This is a genomic window from Sphingobacterium kitahiroshimense, from assembly GCF_025961315.1.
In the GTDB taxonomy this organism is placed as follows: Bacteria; Bacteroidota; Bacteroidia; order Sphingobacteriales; family Sphingobacteriaceae; genus Sphingobacterium; species Sphingobacterium anhuiense.
The window spans coordinates 1,049,649-1,074,973 of record NZ_JAOQNK010000001.1 but is presented as its reverse complement, the minus strand read 5'-3'; the positions used below and the strand labels follow the sequence as shown (position 1 = coordinate 1,074,973).

At 38.4% G+C, this 25,325-nt stretch carries 17 protein-coding genes and 1 pseudogene; 9 read left to right on the top strand and 9 right to left on the bottom strand.

The genetic code is table 11. The features are described 5' to 3' along the window. Nucleotides 1–345 precede the first annotated feature (345 nt). From M2265_RS04770 to M2265_RS04760, 3 genes are all read left to right on the top strand, one after another. The gene (locus tag M2265_RS04770; protein ID WP_132767357.1) at nt 346–1,206 is read left to right on the top strand and encodes an AraC family transcriptional regulator; all 861 of its coding nucleotides are present in this window, start codon (nt 346–348) and stop codon (nt 1,204–1,206) included. 84 nt (nt 1,207–1,290) lie between these two features. Continuing rightward, nucleotides 1,291–2,097: an inositol monophosphatase family protein gene (locus M2265_RS04765; protein WP_132767359.1), complete on the top strand. Its 807-nt coding sequence runs from the start codon at nt 1,291–1,293 to the stop codon at nt 2,095–2,097. Between the two features lies 1 nt (nt 2,098). Next, the gene (locus M2265_RS04760; protein WP_132767361.1) at nt 2,099–2,725 is read left to right on the top strand and encodes an NAD(P)-dependent oxidoreductase; all 627 of its coding nucleotides are present in this window, start codon (nt 2,099–2,101) and stop codon (nt 2,723–2,725) included. Between the two features lie 271 nt (nt 2,726–2,996). Here the strand turns inward: M2265_RS04760 and M2265_RS04755 are convergent, their stop codons facing one another. After that, nucleotides 2,997–5,459, bottom strand: a complete 2,463-nt coding sequence (locus tag M2265_RS04755) for an outer membrane beta-barrel family protein (protein WP_165905806.1) — start codon at nt 5,457–5,459, stop codon at nt 2,997–2,999. Between the two features lie 136 nt (nt 5,460–5,595). Between M2265_RS04755 and M2265_RS04750 the strand changes: the two genes are divergently transcribed. From M2265_RS04750 to M2265_RS04730, 5 genes and pseudogenes are all read left to right on the top strand, one after another. Continuing rightward, nucleotides 5,596–6,633 carry a sensor histidine kinase gene (locus M2265_RS04750; protein ID WP_132767365.1) on the top strand — a complete coding sequence of 346 codons (1,038 nt, stop codon included), beginning with the start codon at nt 5,596–5,598 and terminating at the stop codon, nt 6,631–6,633. Further along, nucleotides 6,630–7,355, top strand: coding sequence for a LytR/AlgR family response regulator transcription factor (locus tag M2265_RS04745; RefSeq protein WP_243655351.1), 726 nt, complete (start codon nt 6,630–6,632; stop codon nt 7,353–7,355). Before M2265_RS04750 ends, M2265_RS04745 begins: the two co-directional genes overlap by 4 nt. 312 nt (nt 7,356–7,667) lie before the next feature. Next, the gene (locus tag M2265_RS04740) at nt 7,668–8,633 is read left to right on the top strand and encodes a hypothetical protein (protein ID WP_132767367.1); all 966 of its coding nucleotides are present in this window, start codon (nt 7,668–7,670) and stop codon (nt 8,631–8,633) included. Nucleotides 8,634–9,131: 498 nt separating this feature from the next. Beyond that, nucleotides 9,132–9,365 (top strand): annotated as a pseudogene (locus tag M2265_RS04735) (transaldolase family protein); the annotation flags it as partial. 77 nt (nt 9,366–9,442) lie between these two features. Further along, nucleotides 9,443–10,069: an NAD(P)-dependent oxidoreductase gene (locus M2265_RS04730; RefSeq protein WP_132767369.1), complete on the top strand. Its 627-nt coding sequence runs from the start codon at nt 9,443–9,445 to the stop codon at nt 10,067–10,069. Between the two features lie 197 nt (nt 10,070–10,266). Here the strand turns inward: M2265_RS04730 and M2265_RS04725 are convergent, their stop codons facing one another. From M2265_RS04725 to M2265_RS04710, 4 genes are all read right to left on the bottom strand, one after another. Beyond that, on the bottom strand, nt 10,267–11,424 hold the full coding sequence (locus tag M2265_RS04725; RefSeq protein ID WP_132767371.1) for a PepSY-associated TM helix domain-containing protein: 1,158 nt from the start codon (nt 11,422–11,424) through the stop codon (nt 10,267–10,269). A 62-nt stretch (nt 11,425–11,486) separates the two neighbouring features. Further along, nucleotides 11,487–14,072: a TonB-dependent receptor gene (locus M2265_RS04720; protein WP_132767372.1), complete on the bottom strand. Its 2,586-nt coding sequence runs from the start codon at nt 14,070–14,072 to the stop codon at nt 11,487–11,489. A gap of 94 nt (nt 14,073–14,166) precedes the next feature. Continuing rightward, a complete protein-coding gene (locus tag M2265_RS04715; protein ID WP_132767374.1) occupies nt 14,167–15,129 on the bottom strand; it encodes a FecR family protein in 963 nt (320 codons plus the stop codon). Between the two features lie 55 nt (nt 15,130–15,184). Then, nucleotides 15,185–15,736: an RNA polymerase sigma-70 factor gene (locus M2265_RS04710; protein ID WP_132767376.1), complete on the bottom strand. Its 552-nt coding sequence runs from the start codon at nt 15,734–15,736 to the stop codon at nt 15,185–15,187. 297 nt (nt 15,737–16,033) lie between these two features. Here M2265_RS04710 and M2265_RS04705 point away from each other — a divergent pair, with 297 nt between their 5' ends. Then, nucleotides 16,034–22,015 (top strand): alpha-2-macroglobulin family protein, encoded by a 5,982-nt coding sequence (locus tag M2265_RS04705; RefSeq protein ID WP_165905807.1) that lies wholly within the window; start codon nt 16,034–16,036, stop codon nt 22,013–22,015. 219 nt (nt 22,016–22,234) lie between these two features. Here M2265_RS04705 and M2265_RS04700 read toward each other — a convergent pair whose 3' ends face one another. The 4 genes from M2265_RS04700 to M2265_RS04685 all read right to left on the bottom strand — a co-directional run bounded on the left by M2265_RS04700 (nt 22,235) and on the right by M2265_RS04685 (nt 25,258). After that, nucleotides 22,235–22,894 (bottom strand): CPBP family intramembrane glutamic endopeptidase, encoded by a 660-nt coding sequence (locus M2265_RS04700; RefSeq protein WP_132767380.1) that lies wholly within the window; start codon nt 22,892–22,894, stop codon nt 22,235–22,237. Nucleotides 22,895–22,971: 77 nt separating this feature from the next. Continuing rightward, on the bottom strand, nt 22,972–23,553 hold the full coding sequence (locus M2265_RS04695; RefSeq protein WP_132767382.1) for a Crp/Fnr family transcriptional regulator: 582 nt from the start codon (nt 23,551–23,553) through the stop codon (nt 22,972–22,974). Between the two features lie 171 nt (nt 23,554–23,724). After that, on the bottom strand, nt 23,725–24,795 hold the full coding sequence (locus M2265_RS04690; protein ID WP_132767384.1) for an NADH:flavin oxidoreductase/NADH oxidase: 1,071 nt from the start codon (nt 24,793–24,795) through the stop codon (nt 23,725–23,727). A gap of 76 nt (nt 24,796–24,871) precedes the next feature. Next, nucleotides 24,872–25,258: a nuclear transport factor 2 family protein gene (locus tag M2265_RS04685; protein WP_132767386.1), complete on the bottom strand. Its 387-nt coding sequence runs from the start codon at nt 25,256–25,258 to the stop codon at nt 24,872–24,874. Between the last annotated feature and the right edge of the window lie 67 nt (nt 25,259–25,325).

Sequence of the window (25,325 nt, the reverse complement as noted above, 5' to 3'; positions counted from 1 at the left end):
AACCAAATTTACAAATTGTCCTTTTTTCAAAACGGAATGGATTTGGATTTTCTCAAGAAGTAGGTAGTGTGCATATCTCTCTTCTTAATTTGGTTTTTCAATAATCAAAAGGGGACGCTGTTTGAATTTAAAACTAGAAACTTAAAGGACGTTAAGTTTTTTATTTTAATAGATTTGAATGCTCTTAAAGTAGGAATCGGGTCTACTCTATAGCCTCTTAGCTTAATATAACTTTTTGTGCATTTGCCGTTTTAATGAATTTAGAATATAACGCTGATCATACAAATTAAAGGGTTTTATTTTTTAGTTTTGTAACTATTGGACAACAACTTAGAAGCATTAAATTTGAAGTATCAGAAACATAATATTGAACAGTTTGAAATTTTCCCCCATGCCAAAGCGGGTGTTTTCGTCCTAAATATGGATAAGCGAGAAGTTGGGTCACACAACATTTCGAGACCTCATCGGGATGATCACTGTCAATTAATGATCGCTTTGAGCGGTAACTTTAGATTAAATATTGATTTTGAAAATGTTGAGTTTACTGGTCCAGCGTTACTTTTTGTGTCTCCCGAACAAGTCCATTATATTATGGAAGTAAAAAATCCTCATGGATGGATGTTCAACATTGATGCCTCTTTAATTAACGAAGAATTACTTCAGATCATAGAAAATAAAATCCGTAATCCCCTAATACTTCAAAATGGATCTGCTTTCCATCAGCAGCTTGCATCATTAACAACGTTAATTGAAAATATACAATTAAACAATAGTAATCACTATACTGAAAAAATTATGCATTCCCTAGTGAACGGTCTTCTAGGTATTATTGCAGGAGAAATTGTATCTATTTCGCCTATCGCTAAGGAGAAAGAAAATAGGGGTGTTTTGATAAAAGAAAAATTCATTAAATTGCTCAAAGAGCATTTTAAAAATTGGAAACAACCTGCAGAATACGCCTCTGCACTTTCGATTTCAACGTCCCATCTCAATGATACTGTAAAATCTTTAACAGGAGGATCGGTATCCACTCATATTCAAGCAGCATCGATTATGGAAGCCAAAAGATTGCTATATTTTACAGATGGTACTGTTAAGGAGATCGCTTATAAAGTTGGCTATGATGAACCTGCTTATTTTGGGAAACTTTTTAAGAAAATAACCAATCTTACACCTCTTGAGTTTCGGAATAAATTCCGTGATTAGAACTATCTTTCCCTGCTTTGAAACTATTATAAAGTATAATTCTGTAAGTAGTTTTGCATTAATAATTTAATACAGAAAATTGATATGCAAAATGAAATCAATATCCCAATCATCTTAGCTTCTGTAAGAAAGATAGGGGATGCATTTTTAAAACAGTATAAACAAAATACCATACCTCAAAGTATGGATGAACTTTTGAAACAATTAGAAGATATTGATGTATTGTGTCTTACATCTTTGAAAAAAGATCTCACTGCTACTTTTCCCCATATGCCTTGGCATATCGGGGATGAATTTGATACCGAATCGCAAAAGGAGTCAACCATAAAAGGGGATTACTGGCTCTGTGATGCAATGGATGGTGCCATCCAATATCTTCAGCATATTCCGGGATGGACAATCAATTTGGCATTTATTCGTGATGGAAAACCATTATTCTCCGTTATCTATGATCCCTTGGCCACTGAAATGTTTTGGGCAGAAGAAGGTGCGGGAGCTTATATGAATGGCAAACCTCTTATGGTTAGTAAGAAAACTGATTTGGGGGTGATGTTGTCAGTCTTTGAATACGGTCATCAAGATAAATCGACAAACCAACTTAATAAAGAAATTGGAATGACAGTTACAAGACTGCTTGATAATTTTGGAATTGTAAGAAATTATGGACCTCACGGATTGCAATTGGCCTATGTGGGCGCTGGAAGAATCGACCTGTTTATTCAGGAAGATATCGATACCTATAACTGGATAGCAGGTATGTTAATCGCTAAGGAATCAGGTGCCGAGATATTGAACGCAGACGGAATTCCCTGGCAATGGGGGAGTGAAAGCCTATTGGTAGCAAGGAAAAGTATCACCGAAAAATATCTTGAAATAAAATCATTAAAATAAAATGAATATAGCAATAATAGGGGCAGGGGCGGGAATTGGCTTACATGCGGTTAAACAGGCTGTTGAAAAAGGACATATGGTAACGGCATTATCGACAAATACGGATCAGCTCCCTACGCATCCCAATCTCATTAAGATAAAAGGAAGTGCAACAGTGTCTGAGGATTTGAAAAATACAATTAAAAATACTGATGCCGTCCTTATAACTGTTGGAACAAAGAATAAAAAGGCAACGACTCTTTTTTCTGATATAGCCAAAGCACTTATAAGCGTTACAGCTGATCTGAACTTTTCTTCGCCTGTTTTGGTCATCACGGGATTTGGGGCCGGAGAGAGTAAAGGTTATTTAAGTTTCTTTATGCGCACAGTCATTTCATTGTTTCTTAAAGATCAGTATAACAATAAAACCATCATGGAAGATTTGATCACAGCGAGTGCTATAAAATGGGAAATCGTACGACCAGGAATGCTGACGGACGGAGAGTTGACTTCATCTTATCGTGTATTACCCAACCTTCAGAAAGGAATGAAAGTTCGGAAAATATCGCGAGCTGATGTCGCACAATTTTTAATTACCGAAGCCGAAAACCCTACGATGCTTCACCATTATGTAGCATTAACGAATTAATGATCAAAACAAAGGCGGGAGTAATTCTGTCTTTGTTCATTAGTAAAAGGAGTGTTTATTTGCTTTTTTAAAAGATATTTGTTTGCAGATATTTCTATCAGAATGAAACTGAAGGAATGAATAATAGATGGTTTAAGAATAAACATGCCTGTGGCTTTTAAATAGTAAAACCTGATAAGATATGGGTATTTGGAGATTCCGAACTTTTACTTCAACATTCCCTAATTGTTTATTTCACAATGATCTAGTCCTGAATGATAGGGGAGTTAATTCAAATTTTAGATTCTCCTCCTGATTTCTGATCATCATTTTTAATATTCGAATCATACTTTTCCTTTTGCGAACTGCTCTTGCCGAACTTCCATGAGAAGTTAATGCCGAAGGATCGAAATGGAATAGCGAAATTTCCATGCTGTTCATACAGATCGGTTTTTGCATAAGAACCAAGGTTCTTTATTTTTTGAAATGGATCGACCATAGTAAGCCCCAAAGTGCCTTTCTTCTTCAGTATTTCTTTCTTCACACCAAGATTCCACATATTGAAAGAGGCATAATACCCTTGGAATGTGCGCTCTGGAGCATCAAAAAATAAAAAAGACTCGGCTATCCATCCTTTTTTCAAATCTACAGTAGCGCTGATAAAGGTCTTGTAATTGATGAAAGTCTTATTTGCCTGATGTGTTAAATTACTGTATAGATCTTTGGGCTGTATATGGTAGGTATATAGATCGATGTTTCCCCTCAATGTTAATATTTTAAATAAATCGACGGATGCAAAAATATTAGCACCAAATGATTGTGTTTCGCCGATGTTGGCGAAAGTCTGCAATACGGTTGGTTTGTCGTTATGTATGGTATTCTTATAGATAGATTCAATGACATTGCTGTTTCTTCTGTGGTATAGCGAAAGATTAATCATGCTTTTTTTCATAGTGAGATGTGTGCTCAATTCCATGTTATGCGACAGTTCAGGGGCTAATTGCGGATTTCCCTGTAATTGGTTGACAGGGTCTGATTCGTTTCGGAATGGATTGAGAAAATACAGACTGGGGCGCTGCATGCGCTGGTTATAACTGATTTTGAGATTGAACTGTTCTGAGACTTTATAGGAGATCACTGCGCTAGGGAGAATATGGTACTGCTGATCATGAAAACCAGCTTGCTGATCGATTGCTTTAATTTCTGCTCCTGTATACTCGTATCGAACTCCGGCTTTAAGGTCAATTTTTGTATTTAAAGGGATCTGTAGGGTTGAATAGATGGCCCCTACATCTTGCCTGTAATTGAACTTGTAAGTTCTCTGACTGACATTTAAATAAGTATTATCCTGTCCGATTGTATCCACTTGAATAGCCGATTGGATGTCTCTAAGTATGGCTTTTGCTCCGAATTCTAACATCGCTATTTTAAAGGGATGCGTATAATCCAGCTGCATAGTTATTTCTTTATTTAGCCCTGTGTTCAGTCCTCTTTCATCAGGACGAAAATTGTACTGCATAAAGGAAGATTGATAATTTGTATTGGCGTTATTTTTAGATAATTGAACTGAAAAGTTTAATTCTTGATTTTTCTTCTGAAATTTTCGGATGTAATCGATACTCCAGTCAAATCCTCCGAATCGAATATGGCTATTATTGGTGCTGCTGATAGGGGCACTTGCTGCATAGCTCGTCTTGAGGAGATTGTCTGTTTGGATAGTGAGCTGATGAATGTTGAAATTGGAAATGAGGAGATTATTGGAATCAAGTTCATAATCTAATGATAAGCTCCCTCTCAAACCTTTCCTTTTGTTCCGGCTTTCGGTTTCTTGTTCAATAAACGATTCCGTATTCAAAAGTTTTTGATCAAATGTAATATGTGTATTGACCGGCCAGCTCCAGGAATTTCCCAAATTTGCATTCATGCCTAATTTACTCTTTCTGATGCTGATATTTCCATTAAAATTATTCTGCCGGGTGCCTAGACCACCGGAATATGATCCATGTACACCTTCTGTATTATTTCGTTTGGTATTAATTATAATTATACCTGACGCTCCTTCGGCGTCAAATTTTGATGATGGGCTGGTGACCACTTCTACATTCTTTATCTGATCGGCAGGTATCATTTTTAAAGCATCTGCAACATTATTGCTCATGGCTCCTGAAGGCTTTCCATCGATTAATATGCGCACATTTCGATCTCCTTTAAGGGATACGTTGCCTAATGCATCCACAGATAATAGCGGTACTTTTCGTAATGCATCAGCCGCATTTCCTCCAGACATGGTGGGGTCAAGTGCCGTATTATAAATAAGCCGGTCTGTTTTGATTTGTACAAGCGGTGTTTTATGGTATACATCCACCTTTTGCAACTGAAGATTGGCTGGAGACATACCAATCATTCCTAGAGCAACATTTTCGTTTTTGATGTGAATTGAGTGCGTTGTATTGGTAGCATAACCCAATGCGCTCAATTTTAAAAGATAATTGCCGGGCTGAACTTCTGTGATTTTAAAATAGCCTTCTTCATCACTTATCACTAATTTGATCGGTTTGCCATGCGGAGTAGATACGTTATATAAAGAGATGTTTGATGCTGAAATCTTTTTTTCTGTTAAAGAATCCACTACTTTTCCCGTGATAGTTTGACCGCTATGTTGCTGTTTTATTTGCCCAGACGTAAAGTTCGCCATGCTTAAAAGCAGGAGCAGTATTGATGATTGAATCTTAAAAAGTACCTTATTTTGTTTCATAATCATTGTTTACCCAAATGTTCAAACTTTGTTGGACACCGTAAATTTTATTACGCCAACGGGGCGGGAAATGATGTTAAACTAAGATTTATAGATTCACGTAATATTAGGTGCCATTGGTGTAAAAAATTATAAAATGGTTATTAAATTTTTAAATTTGGGTATGACGAATAGAAGGCTTCTGAGCATCGTTTTATTTTTTTGGCTGATTTCATTTTTATACCTCATAATCGGAGCAGTTTTATTTTCAAGATCATCCTTTGAAGGGGTGATATTGATTGTGTTTTCGCAATTACTTTTATTGGGAGAGATCATCGTCTGTCTGTTCCATATCTTCCCAAAGTTCTGGCGTGCGGATAAAGCTATTTTCTTAACGGTTAGCGTTGTGCTGTTAATTTTAACCATTGTATTATTGAGGTATTCGTTCGAAGAAGTACTGTTTGTGCAGTATCTTGGATTCAAACCGAATCTTCACCTTGATCCTTATTATTTCATCTACGATAACTTTTATTTTTCATTACCCGGAGTTTTTATTGCTTTGATTGTATTTCTGGTCGCAAAATCTTTTGAGGTTGAAAAGAAGAACAAATCGCTTCAGGCGGGGATGGAGCAAGCTGAATTGAATCTCTTGAAATCGCAGCTCAATCCTCATTTTCTATATAATACTTTAAATTATATGTATTCCATAGCATTGCCTTTATCCGAAAATTTATCAACTGCGATCCTAAAGCTTTCGGATACGATGCGGTACACGCTTGCGCAGAATAAGCGGGATATGCTGACGCTAGCTGAAGAAGTCGTGTTTATTGAAGACTATATTGCGCTGCATAGCATGCAGTTTCATCCTAATTTTTACCATACATTTTCAATAACGGGAGCAATAGACGGGCTCTTATTCCCACCTTTATTGCTTGCTCCATTTGTGGAGAATGCCATTAAACATGGCATAACACATGTTGAAAAGCAACCGGTCAATATCCGTTTAAATGTCACGCCAGCAATATTGGAATTTGAAGTTTCCAACTATATCAATAAACAGTTTCAGGAAAAAGGCAGTGGTATCGGAATCGCCAATGTTAAACGGAGACTTGAAATTTTATATCCGGGAAAACATACCTTACATATGGAGAAGAATGATCTGGTTTATCGCGTATCTTTAATTGTGAAATTATGATGAAGGGTGGGGTAGATCGTATTACATACCGGTGCATAGCACTGGATGATCAATTGTATGCGACGGGAATTATTGCAGCATATATCGATAAAACCGCGGACCTGACTTTAATAAAAGCGACCGATGATGCATTCGATGCTTTAAATATGATCATGAGCGGACAGGTCGATCTTATATTTTTAGATATTCAGATGCCAATGATAAACGGTATTCAATTTCTTAAACGTTGCGGAAATAAGTGCAAGGTTATTTTAACGACTGCTTATCCGGACTATGCACTGCAGGGTTTTGATCTGGATGTGGTAGACTATCTACTGAAGCCATTTTCCTATGAACGTTTTGAAAAGGCTGTTGATAAGTTTCGGTTATTAAAAATAGCGTCCATGACTCCACAGATTGAAAATGATTATCTCTTACTAAAAGGTGATGCTAAAAATAAATATTATCAGGTTAAATATTCAGATATTATGTTTATTAAGGGTTTGAATAACTATATTTCCGTCTACACGAAGGATCAGCACATCATTACTTATATGAATCTGAAAGAAATCATTAATCTGATTCCTGCCCGCCTTTTCTGTAGGGTGCATCGTTCCTATATAATCTCTTTTAAATATATCAAATTTATAGGTGGAAATTCTCTGGTAATTGATGAAGAGAAAATTCCCATCAGTGAAAGCTATAAGGCTACATTTTATTCGAGATTGAAGGAATTTCGATAAGGGGTATGATGTATTTTATAAGGTAAATTTCAAAATGTTATCTTTTTTAATTTCTTAGTAGGGTATAACAAGGTCATCTAAAACATCTTTGTATCGGTTTCGTTCGTGCTATTTTAATTGGTAGTATGATCACACTAAAAATCATAGCACTAATTTAAAAAAATCTCATTAACTCAAGTATTGTCGTAAGTGTAGTTCTCGCGAAAATGGAATTGTTTTTAATTACTGTTTGCTAAAATAAATAGATTTATTACTACTTATTTTAGTTCTTTATGTTTATATTAGTGTTTGATAATCAATTAACCATGAATTATGATGAGGCAAAAATTAAGACGTGTTGATGATCCCTTGTGGAAATCGATACTGGAGCAGACTTTTGCAGATTTCCTCCGATTTATGTTTCCCGAAGCTGAATTGTTATTTGACTTGAATAAACCTTTTGAATATCTCGACAAAGAGTTTGAGACCTTATTTCCGCCAGAAAAGAGTAATAAAGGTAAAAGATTTGTCGATAAGTTAGTAAAAGTCTATATGAAAGGTGGAGGTGAGCAATTTATCTTTTGTCATATTGAAGTGCAGTCCAATAAGGGTAATAATGATTTGGAAAAACGGATGTTTGAATATTATTATAAAATCACTGATCGATATCAAGTGCCAGTTTGTGCCATAGCGATATTGACTGATGAGAATAAACATTATAAGCCAAAGTTGTATGAACAAAGTTTTTTAGGAACGACTTTACGGTATGAATTCAATTACTATAAGATTCTAAGTCAAAATGAGGAAGATTTACGGTCTAATCCGAATCCATTTGCTGTGGTGGTATTAACGGCATTTTTGGCTATAATTAATAATAATGTGACCGACGAAGAACTTAAAGATATTAAACATGATCTTTACGATCAAATGATGAAAAGGGATATGGAAAAGACTACACGTCAGGGTATTTATGATTTCCTGGCTTATTATGTTAGTTTTGAAGATAAAGAAATTTTTATTAAATTTGAACAAGAAATCGATACAAAATTAGGAAGGAGCACAACAATGGGTACACGTGAATATTTATTGGATAAGGCTAAGCGAGAAGGACAGGAGCAAGAACGTGGATTAGCGGCGGTACGCATCAAGAAATTGGAAGCTCTTGCTGAGGCTGAAAGGGAGAAAGCTGAAGTAGAAAAGTTCGAATCAGCTACTAAAATGTTGAATAGTGGTTTTGATATAGCGATGATTTGTGATATTTTATCTCTGACTCCGGAGCAAGTCGAAAAATTGAAATAAAGTTTTACTGAGCTAATATTAAAAAAGGTGCCCAAAGGCACCTTTTTTTGTTGATATCAATTCTCTTTTAGAATCAGTACTTGCGCAGGGTTGGCAGTGTACCATAGTAATATGTTTTCGGCTGTAATGTAGTGACATATTGAAAAAGTGACATCGTTAAGACGTAACATATTGACGGAGTAACGGGACAAGGGAGTGACCAGCCGGCTGTCTGGGAGATGAAGGAAAAGTGATTAAAAAGGAGATTCTTTATTGCGTCTCCTTTTTTGTTTACGACTTTTGATGTCTACTTCTTCTATTCAACTGTTTTCTGCAAGGAAGACGATTAAACAGCCTATAGCTGTGTTTCAGAACTGTATTTTGAACATTTTTACCCTTATTTTTACGATCTGTTTCATTTTTTGAAAGCCTAAAAGTATAGTTTTGTTTTGCAATTGGAGATTCTTAAAGGCTGCATTTGCAGACCAAACCATAAACTACTAAACTTAAATTTAATAAATGAAATTTTTTATTGACACAGCCAATTTGAATGATATTCAGGAAGCCCAAGACTTCGGGGTTCTCGACGGTGTAACGACCAATCCTACATTAATGGCTAAAGAGGGAATAAGCGGAGATGATCTTGTTAAGAAACATTACCTCGCTATATGTGCTATTGTGGATGGCGATGTCAGCGCTGAGGTGATTGCTACCGATTATGAAAATATGATAGCAGAAGGACAGGAGCTGGCAATGGGGGAGCGAAAGCCTATTGGTAGCAAGGAAAAGTATCACCGAAAAATATCTTGAAATAAAATCATTAAAATAAAATGAATATAGCAATAATAGGGGCAGGGGCGGGAATTGGCTTACATGCGGTTAAACAGGCTGTTGAAAAAGGACATATGGTAACGGCATTATCGACAAATACGGATCAGCTCCCTACGCATCCCAATCTCATTAAGATAAAAGGAAGTGCAACAGTGTCTGATGATTTGAAAAATGCAATTAAAAATACTGATGCCGTCCTTATAACTGTTGGAACAAAGAATAAAAAGGCAACGACTCTTTTTTCTGATGTAGCAAAAGCACTTATAAGCGTTACAGCTGATCTGAACTTTTCTTCGCCCGTTTTGGTCATCACGGGCTTTGGGGCCGGAGAGAGTAAAGGTTATTTAAGTTTCTTTATGCGCACAGTCATTTCATTGTTTCTTAAAGATCAGTATAACAATAAAACCATCATGGAAGATTTGATCACAGCGAGTGCTATAAAATGGGAAATCATACGGCCAGGAATGCTGACGGACGGAGAGTTGACTTCATCTTATCGTGTATTACCCAAACTTAAGAAAGGAATGAAAGTTCGGAAAATATCGCGAGCTGATGTCGCACAATTTTTAATTACCGAGGCCGAAAACCCTACGATGCTTCACCAATATGTAGCATTAACGAATTAATGATGAAAAATAGAGACGGGAATAATTCTGTCTTTGTTTATTAGTGAAAGGAGTGTTTATCTGCTTTTTTTAAAAGATATTTGTTTGCAGATATTTCTATCAGAATGAAGCTAAAGGAATTGATCAGTAAAAAGGCTTATCTGTAATGGGATAAGCCTTTTTATCATTAAGAAAATGAACGGGTTCCTAAGCTTTATTTACGCTTTCTTTTTTTTCTTTTTACGTCGATTGTACCAGATGTAGAAACCGGTGACAGGTAGGCTGGCGGCAATCAACGATGCCAAAAATACCAGCATCTTGCCCGGGATTCCCAGAATACTTCCTAAGTGGATATCGTAATTTAAGGCCCGCATTTTTTCACCGCAATTTTTAGTTGAGAAATCTATGGTTTTTTGCAGTGCACCTTTTTTAACATCATACTGCCGTATGATAGAGGCATAGCTTTTTTCATAGCGGATATACACGTTTAACGGTGCTTCTTCCTTCTGTGGAAAATAAAAGTAATAGGCATGTGCATCGGGATAGGTTACCTGTACTTCGTTCAGAATGTTATCGTAGACCGAAAGATTTGTATTCAAATGAGCCTGTGACTGAATAGGTTTCGCCAGAACTGTTTCCGGAGCCTTATTTTCGATTTTATTGAGTACTTGCTGTACCGACTCATCAAACCAGGGAAAGGCCCAGATCATACCGGTCAATCCAAGAATTAAAGCGATCGTGAAGGAATAGAATCCTAGAATATTATGCAGATCGTAATTTTTCCGTTTTATGCCGGTTTTATTTTTCCAGCGAAACCAAAACCGAACACGTCTTGCTTTTTTGTTTTTTGGCCACCACAGATATAGACCTGTTAATAGTAAGAGCACAAAAAATAGCGTTGCAGTGCCTACAATGGGTTGGCCAATGTCGTTTTTGAACAGCAATGACCAGTGGAGGTAGAGTATGACCCTGAAAAATTCAAATTCAGCATTTTCACTGTATACGTTTGCTGCGGTATAGGGATTGATGAAAACAGACTCATAGTATTTTTTCTCGTTCCAGTACCAGATTCCATCGTTATCATCTTCTTTATATGCCCTAAAATGCCAGGTCCGTTGTGGATTGTTTTCAATTTCTACGGCCGAGACCTGTTTTTCAGCACCCCAATGCTGTTCTGCTTGGTCCAATAAGGTTGAAAACGACTGACGGTCATGATCTGGACTCGTGGACTCCACGTAAAAATGACTTTTATAAACCAAGGGTTTGATTTCATCAACAAATGCCAATATACAACCGGTTATGCCCAGTATAAAGACGATAAGTGATGAGAGTAAACCCATCCAAAGGTGTGTTTGATGTAATATTTTCTTTAGCACAATTTACAATCTAATAAAGCAGACCGCTCGCTAAAAGCGGTCTGCTCGTTGCTATACAATTTTTAGAAACGATAGGAAAGGTTTGCCGCCACACTGGATGGTGCCTGCAAATTGCCCCAACTGTCCCAATATTGTTTATTAAAGATATTGTTCGCTTTCAATTGAATTCCCCAAGCTTGTTTGTTATAAAACACAGTTGCATTGGCCAGCGTATAGCTGGGGATAAAAAAGGTATTTGTCGAAGCGCGGTACATTTTATCAACATAGTTGACTCCGGCACCGATACCGAGACCTTTTACTTTTTCTTGGAAAGTGTAAGAAGCCCAAAAACTGGCGACATTTTCAGGCGCAAATTCTGCCTTGTTTCCTTCAACAGCAGTATCAGAAGCTTTGATGATGCGATTATCATTATAGGCATAACTTCCGATGATGTTCAGTCCTGCGATGGGGTTGGCAATGACCTCCAGTTCTGCACCTTTGCTCACCTGCTTTCCATCCTGTTCGGTAAACATGTCCGCATTGACACGGGTGGCATTATCAATCTTGATATAATAATAGCTGGCCGTCAGACTTAATTTTTTATGAAAAAGCTCCGATTTTATTCCACCTTCTGCTTGATTGGCAAATATTGGATCTATGACAAATCGATTTCCATCTGGCTGGATGACCGGAGCAACATTTTGGAAACCACTCATATAATTGGCAAATGCAGAAATACGCTCGGGAAGAATCTGATACACCAATCCTAATTTAGGCGCTAATGATGTTTGTTTGAATCCTTCTTCATCTTCCACTTTGTTCCGATTGAAATGATCAACACGTAGTGAAAGCATGGTCGAAAGACGTGGCACGATGGTGATCATGTCGGATACATATGCACTGAGCGTTTGTTGCGAAGGAGTGGGGTACGGTGCAAATTCGGCATTTTTATCGATTTCCTGTCTCAACAGGGGCGTGAATTTTTGGGTCACATCTACTTTATCGAATAGCTGTATATCTCCGAAAAGGAAACTGCTGCTGAGGGTTCTATAATTGGCTCCGACCAGCAATTTATGTTTGATACTTCCTGTGTTAAATTCGCCATTGATATTTTGCTGAATATTTGCGTATCCATTATAGACATCCTTATATATGGATGCGGCTCTGGTAACCTCTGTAGGAGAACTGACGAGCACGACACGCTGATAGCTGTGGTCCACATTTTCCGAAACGTACGAGAACACGGTGGTGGACTGGAATTTATCCGATATTTTATATTTTGCCTCAGCAAAGATTCTGGAAGCGCTATTTTGTACATCGGCATCGCTATAATACAAGCTTTTGCGGTAATCCAACTTCAGATCTTTAGGTTGAAGTACATCTTTGGCCCGGATAACAAAATTATTGGGCTGTGTATTGTGAACCTTTAGGTATTCGGCATCTAAGTTTAGGGTCAGCTTCTCATTGACCTGATAGCTTAAACTGGGTGCGATTAAAAAGGTATTGTTAAAAGCATCCGAGAGGTAACTTCTTTCTTTATGGATAGCGGTATTCAAACGAAATAGTACACTTTTGTCGGCCTTTAACGGAGTATTGAGATCTATGGATAAACGGTTTAAGTCATAGCTCCCGGTGGTGTAGTTTACTTCCGTACGTTTTGCTTCAATTGGTTTTTTCGTAACGAGATTGACTACGCCACCAAATGAAGATACGGATGCTCCAAATAGTGTTCCCGATGGACCTTTAAGTACTTCTATGCGTTCTACATTGGCAAGATCCATTGCAGATCGGTCCGAAGTGGACTCCATACCGTTGCGGGCATTAATTCCTGTACTAAATCCTCTTAAATGGGCACTCAGTCCGCCAGAAGGATTGATCACAGGTACAGTACCACCTGCATTCCGCATGGCTTCGGCGATGGTATAAGAAACTTGTTCTTTCATCAACTGCTGCGTTACCACCTGATAGACCTGCGGGTTCTCCAAATTGCGCAGTGGCATACGGGCTACAAAAGGGGTCTCTTTATTTGCAAAGCGGTTTTTACGTTCGCCGTTGACCACTACTTCCTGTAGTGCTGTAGCATCTTCATAGAGCACAAGGTTGACTGTAGATGTTTTATTTGCTTCAATATGTACCTGTTGCTTTTGGGTCAGCAAGCCAACATATTTTGCTTCTACGGTATAGCTGCCGGCTTCTATATTACTGAACGAAAATTTACCATTTTCATCGGCCTGGATTTGTCTGCCCGCAAGGGAGATGCTCACATATCCAGCTGGGTGACCATCGCTGCTGTGTACCTGTCCGTTCAGATTGCCTTTTCCAGAAGAGGGCTGTAAATTAATGCGATTTCCATTGGTCTCTACGCGTTTTACAGCATCGCCCAGGATCTCCTGCAAAATTGTTTCTAAGCGTGCGTTTTGCAGGTTTACCGATACTTTTTTTTGTGCGTCGATCAGGTTGGGGCTGTAGATAAAAGAACAGCCTGTTTTTTCTTCAATTTTTTCTAGCGCCTGCGCTATCGTTTGGTTTTTGATCTGGATGCTGACCTTGGTCTGGAGGATACCCTGTTGCGCCTGTGTCAAGAGACAGGAGAAAGAAAGTGCTAATAAAAGGCTATTTTTTTTCCATGTTCTGGGAAATAGCGGTGTGCTAAGTAGCAAAAAGTTCATATTTTTACAAATGTGATTAAGTTAATGTATTTAATTTCATCCCCCGGTGGACAATTTTGGCGATGCGTACACCGGGTTATTTTTTGCGGATCGATTATCTATATAAGCTGACCTCCTTATCTTTGATGGTATATTTGATGGAGGTTGCAAAACTGATATCATGTAAAACTGATGCTAAAGAAGCCTGCTTAAACTTCCCTCTCACCTGATCATTCAGTATTGCTGTATTGTGACAGGTGATCTTTACATTATACCAGCGTTCAAGTTCCGGAATCACCTGTTTGATGGTTTTGTTGTCGAATATAAGTTGTCCTTCCATCCAGGCAGTCGACAGTTCACTATTTACGGTACTTGATTTCATCTTTCCTGCAGCATAACTACTTTGCATATTGGCTTTTAAAATAAGGGTGTCCGGACAATTTGCTGCGGTAAATTGTACTCGTCCTTCTTCCACAGTAAGCATATCGGACTGTCCGGTACGGCTTAGCAAATTGAATCGGGTACCCAGTACGCGGGTACTGGTATTTTTAGTCTGGACAATAAAAGGTCGTTTTGGATCTTTGCTCACCTCAAAAAAAGCTTCACCATCTAAGGTCACTTCTCTTTTCGCTGCATCAAATTTTTCGGGATAGCGTAATTTTGTTCCGGAATTGAGACTTATGGTCGTTCCATCGCTGAGGATGAGTTTTTGTTTTTTTCCAAAAGGTACTTCGATCTGTACAAAGCGGGTGGTTACGATCGGTTCTGCTGTTATTTTATCCGATCGAAGATAGAGCCAAGCTGCCGATAGGATACTCACGATACTGGCTGCTGCGACGAGTTTAGGCCAGCGTCTACGGGTTGATTTTTCTGCAGAAAACGTATCGGGGATATCAGCTTGATGGCGAATATTTTGCCATAAGATCGCTTTTTTCTCTTCGGGTGTATAGTTACTTTGCTTGCGTGGAAATTCTTCATCAGGAATACCATCAGCCATCCAAGCTTCCACAGCTTGTTTCTCAACAGGTGTGCACTGGCCTGACCAGTATTTTTCCAAGAGCTGATGATCGATCTTCATATATTTTTATATACCAGTCGTCGTTTAGCTGTTTTACCCTTAGTCTAAAAAAAAATTATTTTTGTTCTGATGTAGAGATCTTATTTCTCAGGAATTTTAGGGCTTTCGTGAGATGTGCTTCGACAGTCTTTTCGGACACAGACAATGCTTCGGCAATTTCGGGTATGCTTAGACCGCTATTGCGGCTCAGGGTATAGACCTGACGGCAACGGCATGGGAGTCGGTTGACCAGGCCATCTACAAAATGATCAAGATCTCTGAAATAGATGGTCTCCTCTGTGTTGTTGATGCTATGGCAGAAGGTCTCTGTCAATTCATGTGTCTGATCAATGCGCTTATATTTTTCACGGTAATAATCATTGATCCGTATTCGCGCAGCGCGAAAGAGATAGTGTTCGATCTGAATAATTTCTTCCATCACTTCTTTACGTTTCCAAAGCGAGCAGAAAATATCCTGTACCATATCCATAGCGATTTGCTCATCATTACAATGGTGTTCACAAAAATCAACAAGTCGATTCCAATAGGCATCGAACCACTCCTGAAATATTTGTTCAGGTGGTTTTTTCTGCTTGTTTTTTTTTGTAAAAAATAGTTTAAGGCTCACTAAGCAAGTCGTTTTAGATAGATAGGTTCAAATATAGGTTTTAATCTGGAATTGTTCTAAATAAAATTAAATTTCACTGATTTTAATATTTAGATGGCGATTATCTCCTAACATGAATTTGTGCTGTACAACATATTCCTCCCGATGAGGAATTTTTCACCGAGATTATAGCTTCTGACGCAGGTTTTATTGGGAAATTTTGATATCTCTGCACGAAAATTTGTGCGTATAATGAAGTATAATGTGTGTGTTTGGAAAATTTATCTATTTTTAAGGGAATTTAGTCAATACCTTTTTATGAGTTGGAAGTCAATTATCGTTAGTATTTTAACCTTTTTGTATTCGATCGCCTTATTTGGGCAGTCTGCACTGTTCAATAGTCAACGTCAATCTTCGGATTATTATATCTATAAATTAAACCCCGAGATTTTAAAAAAGATCCATATCGGAGAAGTGAAATTTAACGAGGGTATGCTGACCGATTTTGTTCAAAAAGGAAAGTATCGTAATCAAAAACTCAATTTGCCACGTGGCAATTATGTGGAAGTCCGTGCTGATGAAAATAACCTGGTATATGATGAATTTATCATTGATGATCTGTATGCTAAGGTCATTCCGACCGAAGCATTTGCGGTTTGCTTGTACGATTCATTGGGTAATATGATAACCGATGCACACCTTTCTTTGGGCAAGAATAGGGTCTCTTATGATCGGAAATTGGGCTATTATCATGCTGCTAATGCGAAAACAGGTGATATCGTCAGCATCTTGCATAAAGGGGTGTATCATTATCTACGTGTAGAAAAGAACTGGCCTTATGAAGAAAAAGTATCCTTTTGGCAAGGTGTGAAAACAAACTGGCAACGGACAAAATATAAATTTAAAAGGATTTTTCGTAAGAAAAAAAGTTTTGATAACCAAAGCTTTATGGTATTCAATAAGCCGATGTATAAGCCCAATGATCAGGTGAAATTCAAGGCTTATCTCGAAGAGGGTAAATGGAAACCAAATCTAGATTCGGTGGATGTACATGTAGTGGGCAATGCTAAAGATACGGTCATCACAAAACTTGCTCCCTATCGCCCTGGCATGTATGCTTTTTCTTTTGACTTAAATGCAGGACTGGGACTTACCCTAGATAAATATTACCGTGTTTTATTGAAGTCTAGCAAATCTAAGCAAGTGTTGCTTGAAGAGTCGTTTCGATATGAAGAATATGAATTGAAAAGTCTCACGTTTAGCATGAAATCCGATCGCACGGATTTTGCAAAAGGGGATAGTATCCGCCTGAAGTTAAAGGTTGTCAATGAGAATGATATGCCTGTTTATGATGGTCGAGTAGAATTGAAAGTTGTACCAAACTCTTACCGTACAGGAAAAATGAAGGCCAATCAGGTGAATTTTGTTCCGGATACGTTATGGCAGACAACGGTATCTCTTAATGAAGTCGCGGAAAAGGAAATCGTTTTGCCAGATTCGATTTTCCCGTCAGACATGGGTCTTCCTTTTCAAGTTATAGGTACCTACCTCAGTTCGGACAATGAGCGTCATGAAAAAATACTGCAGCTCCATTTGCTTGATACGGAAAAAGAAATTCGTATCGCCGTTAAAGACGGGCAGGCGGAGATTAAGTATTTTGAGAAAGGTATTGAAAAATCAAGCGATGCTAAGATCGAATTATTAGGTGAAAACAATGAAATGTTGCGCGTAGAGCAGGTTCGTTTACCCCATATCATACCGGTTGCATGGCATGCAACGGAAATAGGAGTTAAGGCGAATGGAATTTCTGAAATCTTGGATTTGGAACAGGAACAAAAGGAGCAACTGCGTTATCGTTTTTACCGCACGACCGATTCGGTTTTATTGACGGTGAGTAATCCGGCAGCTATTCCTTTTTGGTATCAGGTTAGGAAAGGTAAGAAAATGGTTTCGTCGGGTTATGCGACTCAATTAAACGAAGCATTTTCAGAACGGGGAAAAGAAGGGTATAGCCTGCAGATTACTTATCTTTTTGCAGGCCGTGCCAAAGTGATAAAGGAAGATCTTCCTTTTATGCAGAAAAATCTGAATTTAGAGGTCAATACAGCGACAACGGTTTATCCTGGTCAAAAGGCTGAGGTGCAATTGTCCGTGACCGATAAAGTGGGCAAACCTGTGCCGGATGTGGATATTACGGCTTATGGATTTACATCAAAATTTAAAAATACAAGTGCTCCAAATGTCAAGATTGGCGGGCTCATGCGGTATGCCCAACCTTTCCAGAATTTTAATTTTGATCTGGATGAAGCCCAGGTAAGACACCAGGAGGCATTAAAGGACTGGGCGAGATGGTCTAAAGAAATGCAGCTTGATACGATTGCTTTTTACCAATTTTTATTTCCTAAAGTTTATTATCAGGCGTCGCAGCCGGTCGCGGAAATTAAAAGCCAAATTTCTCCATATCTGGTGGTAAATGGCTTGGTACAAGGGGTTCACATGATGTGGATAGATGGTGTTTTGACTTATGCGAAACAGAGTCAACACCATGATGATTATATTTTTGAGATCTATCCGGGACAGCATGAATTTAAATTCAGAACACATGACAGGGAGGTATTGGTGAAAGGGTTCCGCGTTGAAAAAGGTCGGAGAACGATCGTATCCTTTAATATAGCGCAGGATACAATTGGATTCAACTACCCTGATGAAACGCTGGGTAAAGGACAGATCTTGGTCAAAATGCTGCCCAAGGACGATGTTGGAAAGCTGAAAGATACCGAAGTCACGGAACTCAAAAAACAGTTGATTTCCGTAACCAATAATTTTGGAGCTTGGCAATTGCCAAATCTAAATGTGCCTATCGAAATGCCAGGTTATATCCAGACTTCAGGCGATCTTTTTTATCTGAATCCATTTCCGAACAGGACCTATAACAGTAGGCTTAGGACTCAAGTGTCAGCACCTGTTTTGGTAGGTCCGTTTCCGCGTACCGAAATGTATAATGGCGTGCCCAAAATAGCAACATTAATCGTGGATACGACATCAATTGGACGTTTTGAAATAGAAGGCGGATATCAATATACACTTTATCAGCAGTACCAAAAGTTGAAAAGTTTTGATGCGGACTATATACGAAAAGATGCACCTTACTTTAAACCGCAATTGGATTTTACGAAGAAATTATGGATACGTAGTGATATTCAGAAAAATGTGGCGAGTAAATTTAGGGAGGCCATGCAAAATAATAGTGGAGTTGCGCAATTTGTTTTGGCGAAAAAAGATTCCAAAGAACCAACCTTTAACCTCAATTTAAGTTATGGTCTGGATGCTGAACAAAAGCTTGTCAAGCCTGCTCTTATTTTCGTAGAACCTGCAAAAGCGGAAGACCGTAGGTATTATAGACTGTATTATGGAGCTGAAAATAGCTTGCGTAATTTACCTCTCGGGGATATTATTTTGCATGTGGTGAAAGACGATTCGACGGCCTATAGTTTGGCTGTAACGTTAAAATCGAATGGACTAAACTACCTGAAACTAGATGGTATTCAATGGAACCAGCGATCACCTCATGCCGCAGTGGCTTATAAGATGGTCCGTGATGAAACCGTTGCAAACAGGGTGTTGAATCCGCTTCGTGATTCTATTCTTTATGAACAGCAGGGGCATGGTCAAGTTCTAAAAATAAACAAGGCTGAATTTATTGCAAAGCGTAATAGCAGCTCCTCTGTCAGAATTTTGGTTTATGATGGTGATGCACCGGTGATCGGGGCTGCTGTCAAAAATATGGGTTCGAAACAGCAGTATTTTTCCAATTTTGATGGTAGTATCGAATTGGATCTTTCGGATGAAAAAGCAGTACAGTTGCAGATCATTGCAATAGGCTATAATCCTTCGGATATCAAGGTATCTATGGGGCAGGATTATTTTGTTGAGTTGAAGGCGCAGGACAATCAATTGGATGAAGTCGTTGTGATGGGTGTGGCTAACCAGAAGAGGGTAAGTATGACAGGTTCTGTCCAGACGATATCGTTAAATGCTTCACAATCGTTGCAAGGAAAGGTGAGCGGTATCTTGATTCGAGGTAATAACAGTATGGATGCTGGTACAAAACCGCTGATCTTGGTGGATGGTGTGGTGTTCGAAGGTGATCTTGCTTCTTTTGATCCGGCTGCAATTGCTTCCGTGAATACGGTAAAGGATCAATCCATGATTGCCTTGTACGGCGCAAGGGCTGCCAATGGAGTCATTATGGTACAGACCAGAACTGGAACTGTGGCTGCAGTACAGCCGAATGTTTCAATGCCTTACCTCGAATCGGGTAATACGATGCGGGTCAATTTTCATGATGATGCTTTCTGGCAACCGAAGCTCAAAACAGACGCTGCAGGGAAAGCGAGTTTTGAGACTACTTATCCAGATGATATTACCAATTGGAGAACAATCTTTATTGCCAAGGGGGTAAAAGATTTTGCAGATACCAAAGAGCTGAATATTAAAGCCTTTAAAGCTGTTTCCGCACATTTGGCAGCTCCACGATTTGCTATTCGTGGCGATCAGTTTACCGCAATAGGTCGAGTGGTTAACTATCTTGGCGATAGTCTGGAAGTACTACGGACGATCTATAATGGGGTTGATTCTGTAAAAGCGAATTTGAAAATTGCGAAGTCATACCGCGATCCAATTGCTGTTCGGGCAAGAAAAGGCGATAGCTTGCAGCTTTCGTATGCGATCGGACTTTCTAATGGCTATTTTGATGGCGAGAAACGAAGTATTCCGATTTTCGAAAAAGGACTGGAGCAGCATCAGGGTGATTTTAAGGTGTTGAATGGAACGGAAGAATATCAGTTAAAAACATCACCTGAGCTGGGAGAAATCACCGTGCATGCTGAGGCCAATTCATGGGAATTCATCCAGCGCGAAATAGCACATATTGATGCTTATAAGTTTTTGTGCAACGAACAGCTGGCATCTAAATTAAGTGCGCTACTTTCTAAGAAAGCGTTAACAAAACTTTTAGGGAAGCCGTTTGAAGAAGAGAAAAAAATCCTTGACCTTTTGAAAGAATTGCAGAAAAACAAGAATACAGTTGGAGGTTGGGGCTGGTGGAATAAAAGTGAAACGGTATCATGGATCAGTAATTATGTCGTTTCTGTGCTATTGGATGCTGAAGATGCGGGTTACAGGACGGGGTTGACGAGAAGATTGTATATCGAACGGGAGGAGGAAAGCTTGAAAAGAAGTTTAGCTTCGTTGGATGTTCTTTGGAACAAAGATAAACTTAATATGGCCAAGGAAGGATTGTTTAACGCATTGGTGTTTTTAAACCGGCTGGATCCTAAAACGGATTATAAACACTATTTTCTTGCTATTGATGGAAAGTTGAAAAGTAAATCAACGAAGGATATATTGCTTAAATATCTGTTGATGGCTAAATTGGGGATCGCAGATGCTCATGCCGCAGATACTGTGCTGAAATATGCTTCAAAAACAATTTTAGGTGGTATGTATTGGACTTCGGGAGGTGTTTCTGATAAGAACGAAAGGATATTTTTGAATCCAACCGAAACGCATACGGAAAATACGTTATTGGCGTATGCAGTATTGAAAACAATCGGGGGGCATGAATCGGATCTCGAGCTTATTCGAAATTATTTCTTTGCACAGAAGCAACGGGGTAACTGGAGCAATATCTATGAGTCTTCACGGATTATTCGAAGTATTCTTCCAGACTTATTGAAAGAAGGCGAAACTTTTCAGGCACCTGTAGCAATTGTGAACGATAAGCGTATTACCGCATTTCCTTATACGCAGACATTTGCGCCGACTGAACAGATTCGAGTACGTAAAGAGGGGACAGGACCGCTGTTTCTGACGGCATATCAGAACTTTTGGAATGCCAATCCTGCTCTTGAAAAAGATAAGGGTTTGACTGTTTCTACTCGATTTAAGAACGAAAAAGGAACTGTAACTACGTTAAAAGAAGGTAAACCGATCAAAATAGAAGTTACTGTATCGCTGACGGGAGAGGCCGAGTACGTCCAGCTTGAAGTTCCGATTCCTGCGGGTTGTACTTATGAAAGTAAATCGCCTGGATATTACCGAAATGAAGCCCATCGGGAACATTTCAAGGATCGGGTAGTTATCTTTTGTCCAAAATTGAATAAGGGGTCGCATATTTTTGAAATCGAGCTATTGCCACGATACACGGGGGTCTATACGGTAAATCCGGCAAAGGCGGAGTTGATGTATTTTCCTGTTTTTTATGGTAATGAAAAGATAAATGAGATCGTGGTGGAATAGTTAAATAAAGGATTTTTACAATTTTATAATATAAAAGGGAGATACCGTATGTATCTTCCTTTTTGTTTGATATTTTAAAGATAAATATGGGGTACTGAATAATTTAAAATTAGAAGTCTAGCGCGCGATCTTTTTTGCTGCTCCTGTTTTTAAGCTCTCTTAAAACAGGAGTATGGTATGCGATACTTTTTAGCTTAGTATAATTTTTTGTCCATTTTGTTATTTTTTTCTAATGATCAGTGCAATGACCCAGATGGACAATAATGAAGTGAGTAGGATGATTTTTATGGTATTCATCTCCGGGAAAAAATTATTGAGCGAGTGAAATGCAGCTACTGCTAATAAGGAATGGGTATTAGTGGCAACTTTTCCGATTCCCCAGCTGCCAAGGATTAAAATCCCCAAAAACAAGAGGTTTGAACTGGTAAAATCAAAGTTCAGGTGCCAGATAAACCAGAGTACAGCCACGATGAATACATTTAAAAATTCCGGTAATGGCTTCAGTTGCTGCTGTAAAAATCCGCGCCATCCGATTTCTTCTAAAAGACCATAAATTAAGATTGCGGTAATAGCTTCAAAAGATAGGGTTCCTTTGATAGCATACTCCGTACCTAAAATTAGGATAATGGGTAATGCCCAGTATAAGAGAAAAGGTGTCATGATATTGCTGTAGTTCCCTTTTAATGTTAGAACGGGTTTTATTTTAAAGAGAGCGAAGACAGCTAATGCAGCAATGGTGGGAGAAATACCCTGTAGGATGATTTTAATAAATCCGCTTGATATACCGTTCAATAAATCAGTTTTATTGGTCAGATAGCGAAGAAGAACAGCAATAATAAAAAACGTCAGGACAGCGAGATAATTTACTTTATTTTTCATATACAATGGCTTTATTGAATGTCCAAAAGTAGCAAGATGATTTCGCTAAAAAATTGACGAAAGTTAAGAAATGTATACTACAGGTTTTTTTTTCTAATCCTGCTCAGACTTTCAGCTGCTATACCGAGATAAGAGCAGATGATTTTTAATGATGTTCTCTGGAAAATCTCGGGACGCTCTTTGATTAATTTTAAATATCTCTCGGTAGGGCTGAGCGTCAGTAAATTAATCTGTTCGGATTGTTTTCTGATGAACATGGCATCGGAAATAGCCTTGCCAATGATTAACCCTGTAGTGGACCTGGAATATAAAGCATGCAGATCGCTATGGCTGATAGACCATACGAGCGATTCTTCTAAAGCCTGCGTCTTGATAACCGTTGATGATTGGGTAAGAAAGGATAGGTAATCACTGAATAATTGTTCCTCGTAATATAGATTAATGCAGATATCTTTTTCCTCTGCCAAAACAAAGTGTGCAACAGAACCGCTAATTAATATGTTGATGTATTTTTCTTTACTATGATAATCTTTTATTAACTCATTTTTTTTAAAGGTGCGCACCTGAAGATATTTTGCAAATTCAGTCCATAGTTTCAGGTCAGCTTTGTAAAATGGGTCAAATATTTCTTTTACTCGTTGCGGTGTGGGTTGCTCCATAAGTAGTCTTAATTCTTGATCTTTTTTTAGCAGTTTATCATCAGTTGAACGGTTGATGAAATATCGGTCAACTTACAAAATATTTTCTTTATATAAACTCGTCTGTTTAGGAAAGTGAACCGAAAAGTTAGTTAAATAATAAGGAGGTTCAATATTGAACCTCCTTATTATTTAAAATGCGAGTTCATAAGGTTTCGGGGTAGGTGGTTGTGAGCGAAGTTCTCCTGCAGCTGCTAAGGCAAAATAGGGATTTCTTAAAAACTCTCTTCCTATGAAGATCAAATCGGCATCTCCGTTTGTCAAGATGGTTTCTGCCTGATGTGCATTCTTGATTAAACCCACTGTACCAACTATTAAATTGTCTTTTATTTCTCTTTTGATGGCACTGGCGAAAGGTAATTGATATCCTGAACCGACTGTAATGTTAGCTTTAGGTACTGTTCCACCGGTCGAAACATCAACAATATCGATTCCAAATTGTGATAACTTTTTACTTAACCATTTTGAATCTTCAATTGTCCAACCCTCATCCATCCAATCTGTTGCTGAGATGCGTACCGCAATTGGAAGATTTGCAGGCCATACTTCTTTAATTTTATCAATGATTTCAAATAGAAAACGCGAACGGTTTTCTCGGTTTCCACCATATTGATCGGTTCTTTTGTTCGAAATAGGGGATAAGAATTCATTGATTAGATAACCGTGTGCACTGTGTATTTCTATCAATTTAAAACCAGCTGTTAATGCTCTCTTAGTGGCATCTGCGAAAGCTTGTTGAACTGATGTGATATCTTCTGAACTCATTTCGCGTGGGGTTTGCATGTTTGGAGAGAATGCTATTGCAGACGGAGCAATAACTTCCCATCCATTTTCATCATGAGGCATCAACGGATGACTGTCACGTCCAGATGCCCACGTGCTTCCTTTTCTACCAGCATGTGCTAGTTGGATTGCTGGGACACTGCCAGAATTCTCTATAAATGATGCAATTTTAGTAAGCATTTCAATATGATCATCTTTCCAGATTCCCAAGTCTCCAACTCCAATGCGTCCATCGGAATGGACTGCTGTCGCTTCGAGCATAACACAACCTGCACCCCCCATCGCTCTAGAGCCATAATGTACTAAATGCCAATCATTGGCAAAACCATCATTAGCCATATACATACACATGGGCGACGTAACGATCCTGTTTCTAAAAGTTACTGATTTTACAGTTAAAGGACTGAATAATTTTGACATATCTAAATTTTATAACGAATTTTCACCGGAAAGAAAGGTCTTATGTCCAATGAAAAGTTGAAGTAATAGTTTTTGATTATTTCGTGTATAGATGGAATAGTTTTGCAACAATTTTCCATTCTCCATTTATTTTTATCAGGGAGTGATAATCTGTGAAATCTTCATCTGCGGCGTCGTGTTCCATTTCAACACGAACTACCGCTGTGGTGGACGTTTTGTGTAACACCGTAAGATTGGTCTGAATATTTGGTGCGGCACCAAATTCTTGAACGTAAGCATAAAGGTTCTCTATACTACCTTGTGAAAGGTCGTGCTCTAAATGACCATACATAACAGCATCTTGATGAAATGCTTTTTTTAACTGTTCGATATTGCCCGTTTTTAGCCCATCCACGTATCCTGCTACAATGGCTAACACATCTTCGTAATCTTGTACAGTATTACTGTTTTTATTTGTCGACATAATTTTATATTTTTTAATTTATGTTACAAATTTACAGACGATAAAAGGTTTTCATTTTTTTATAACG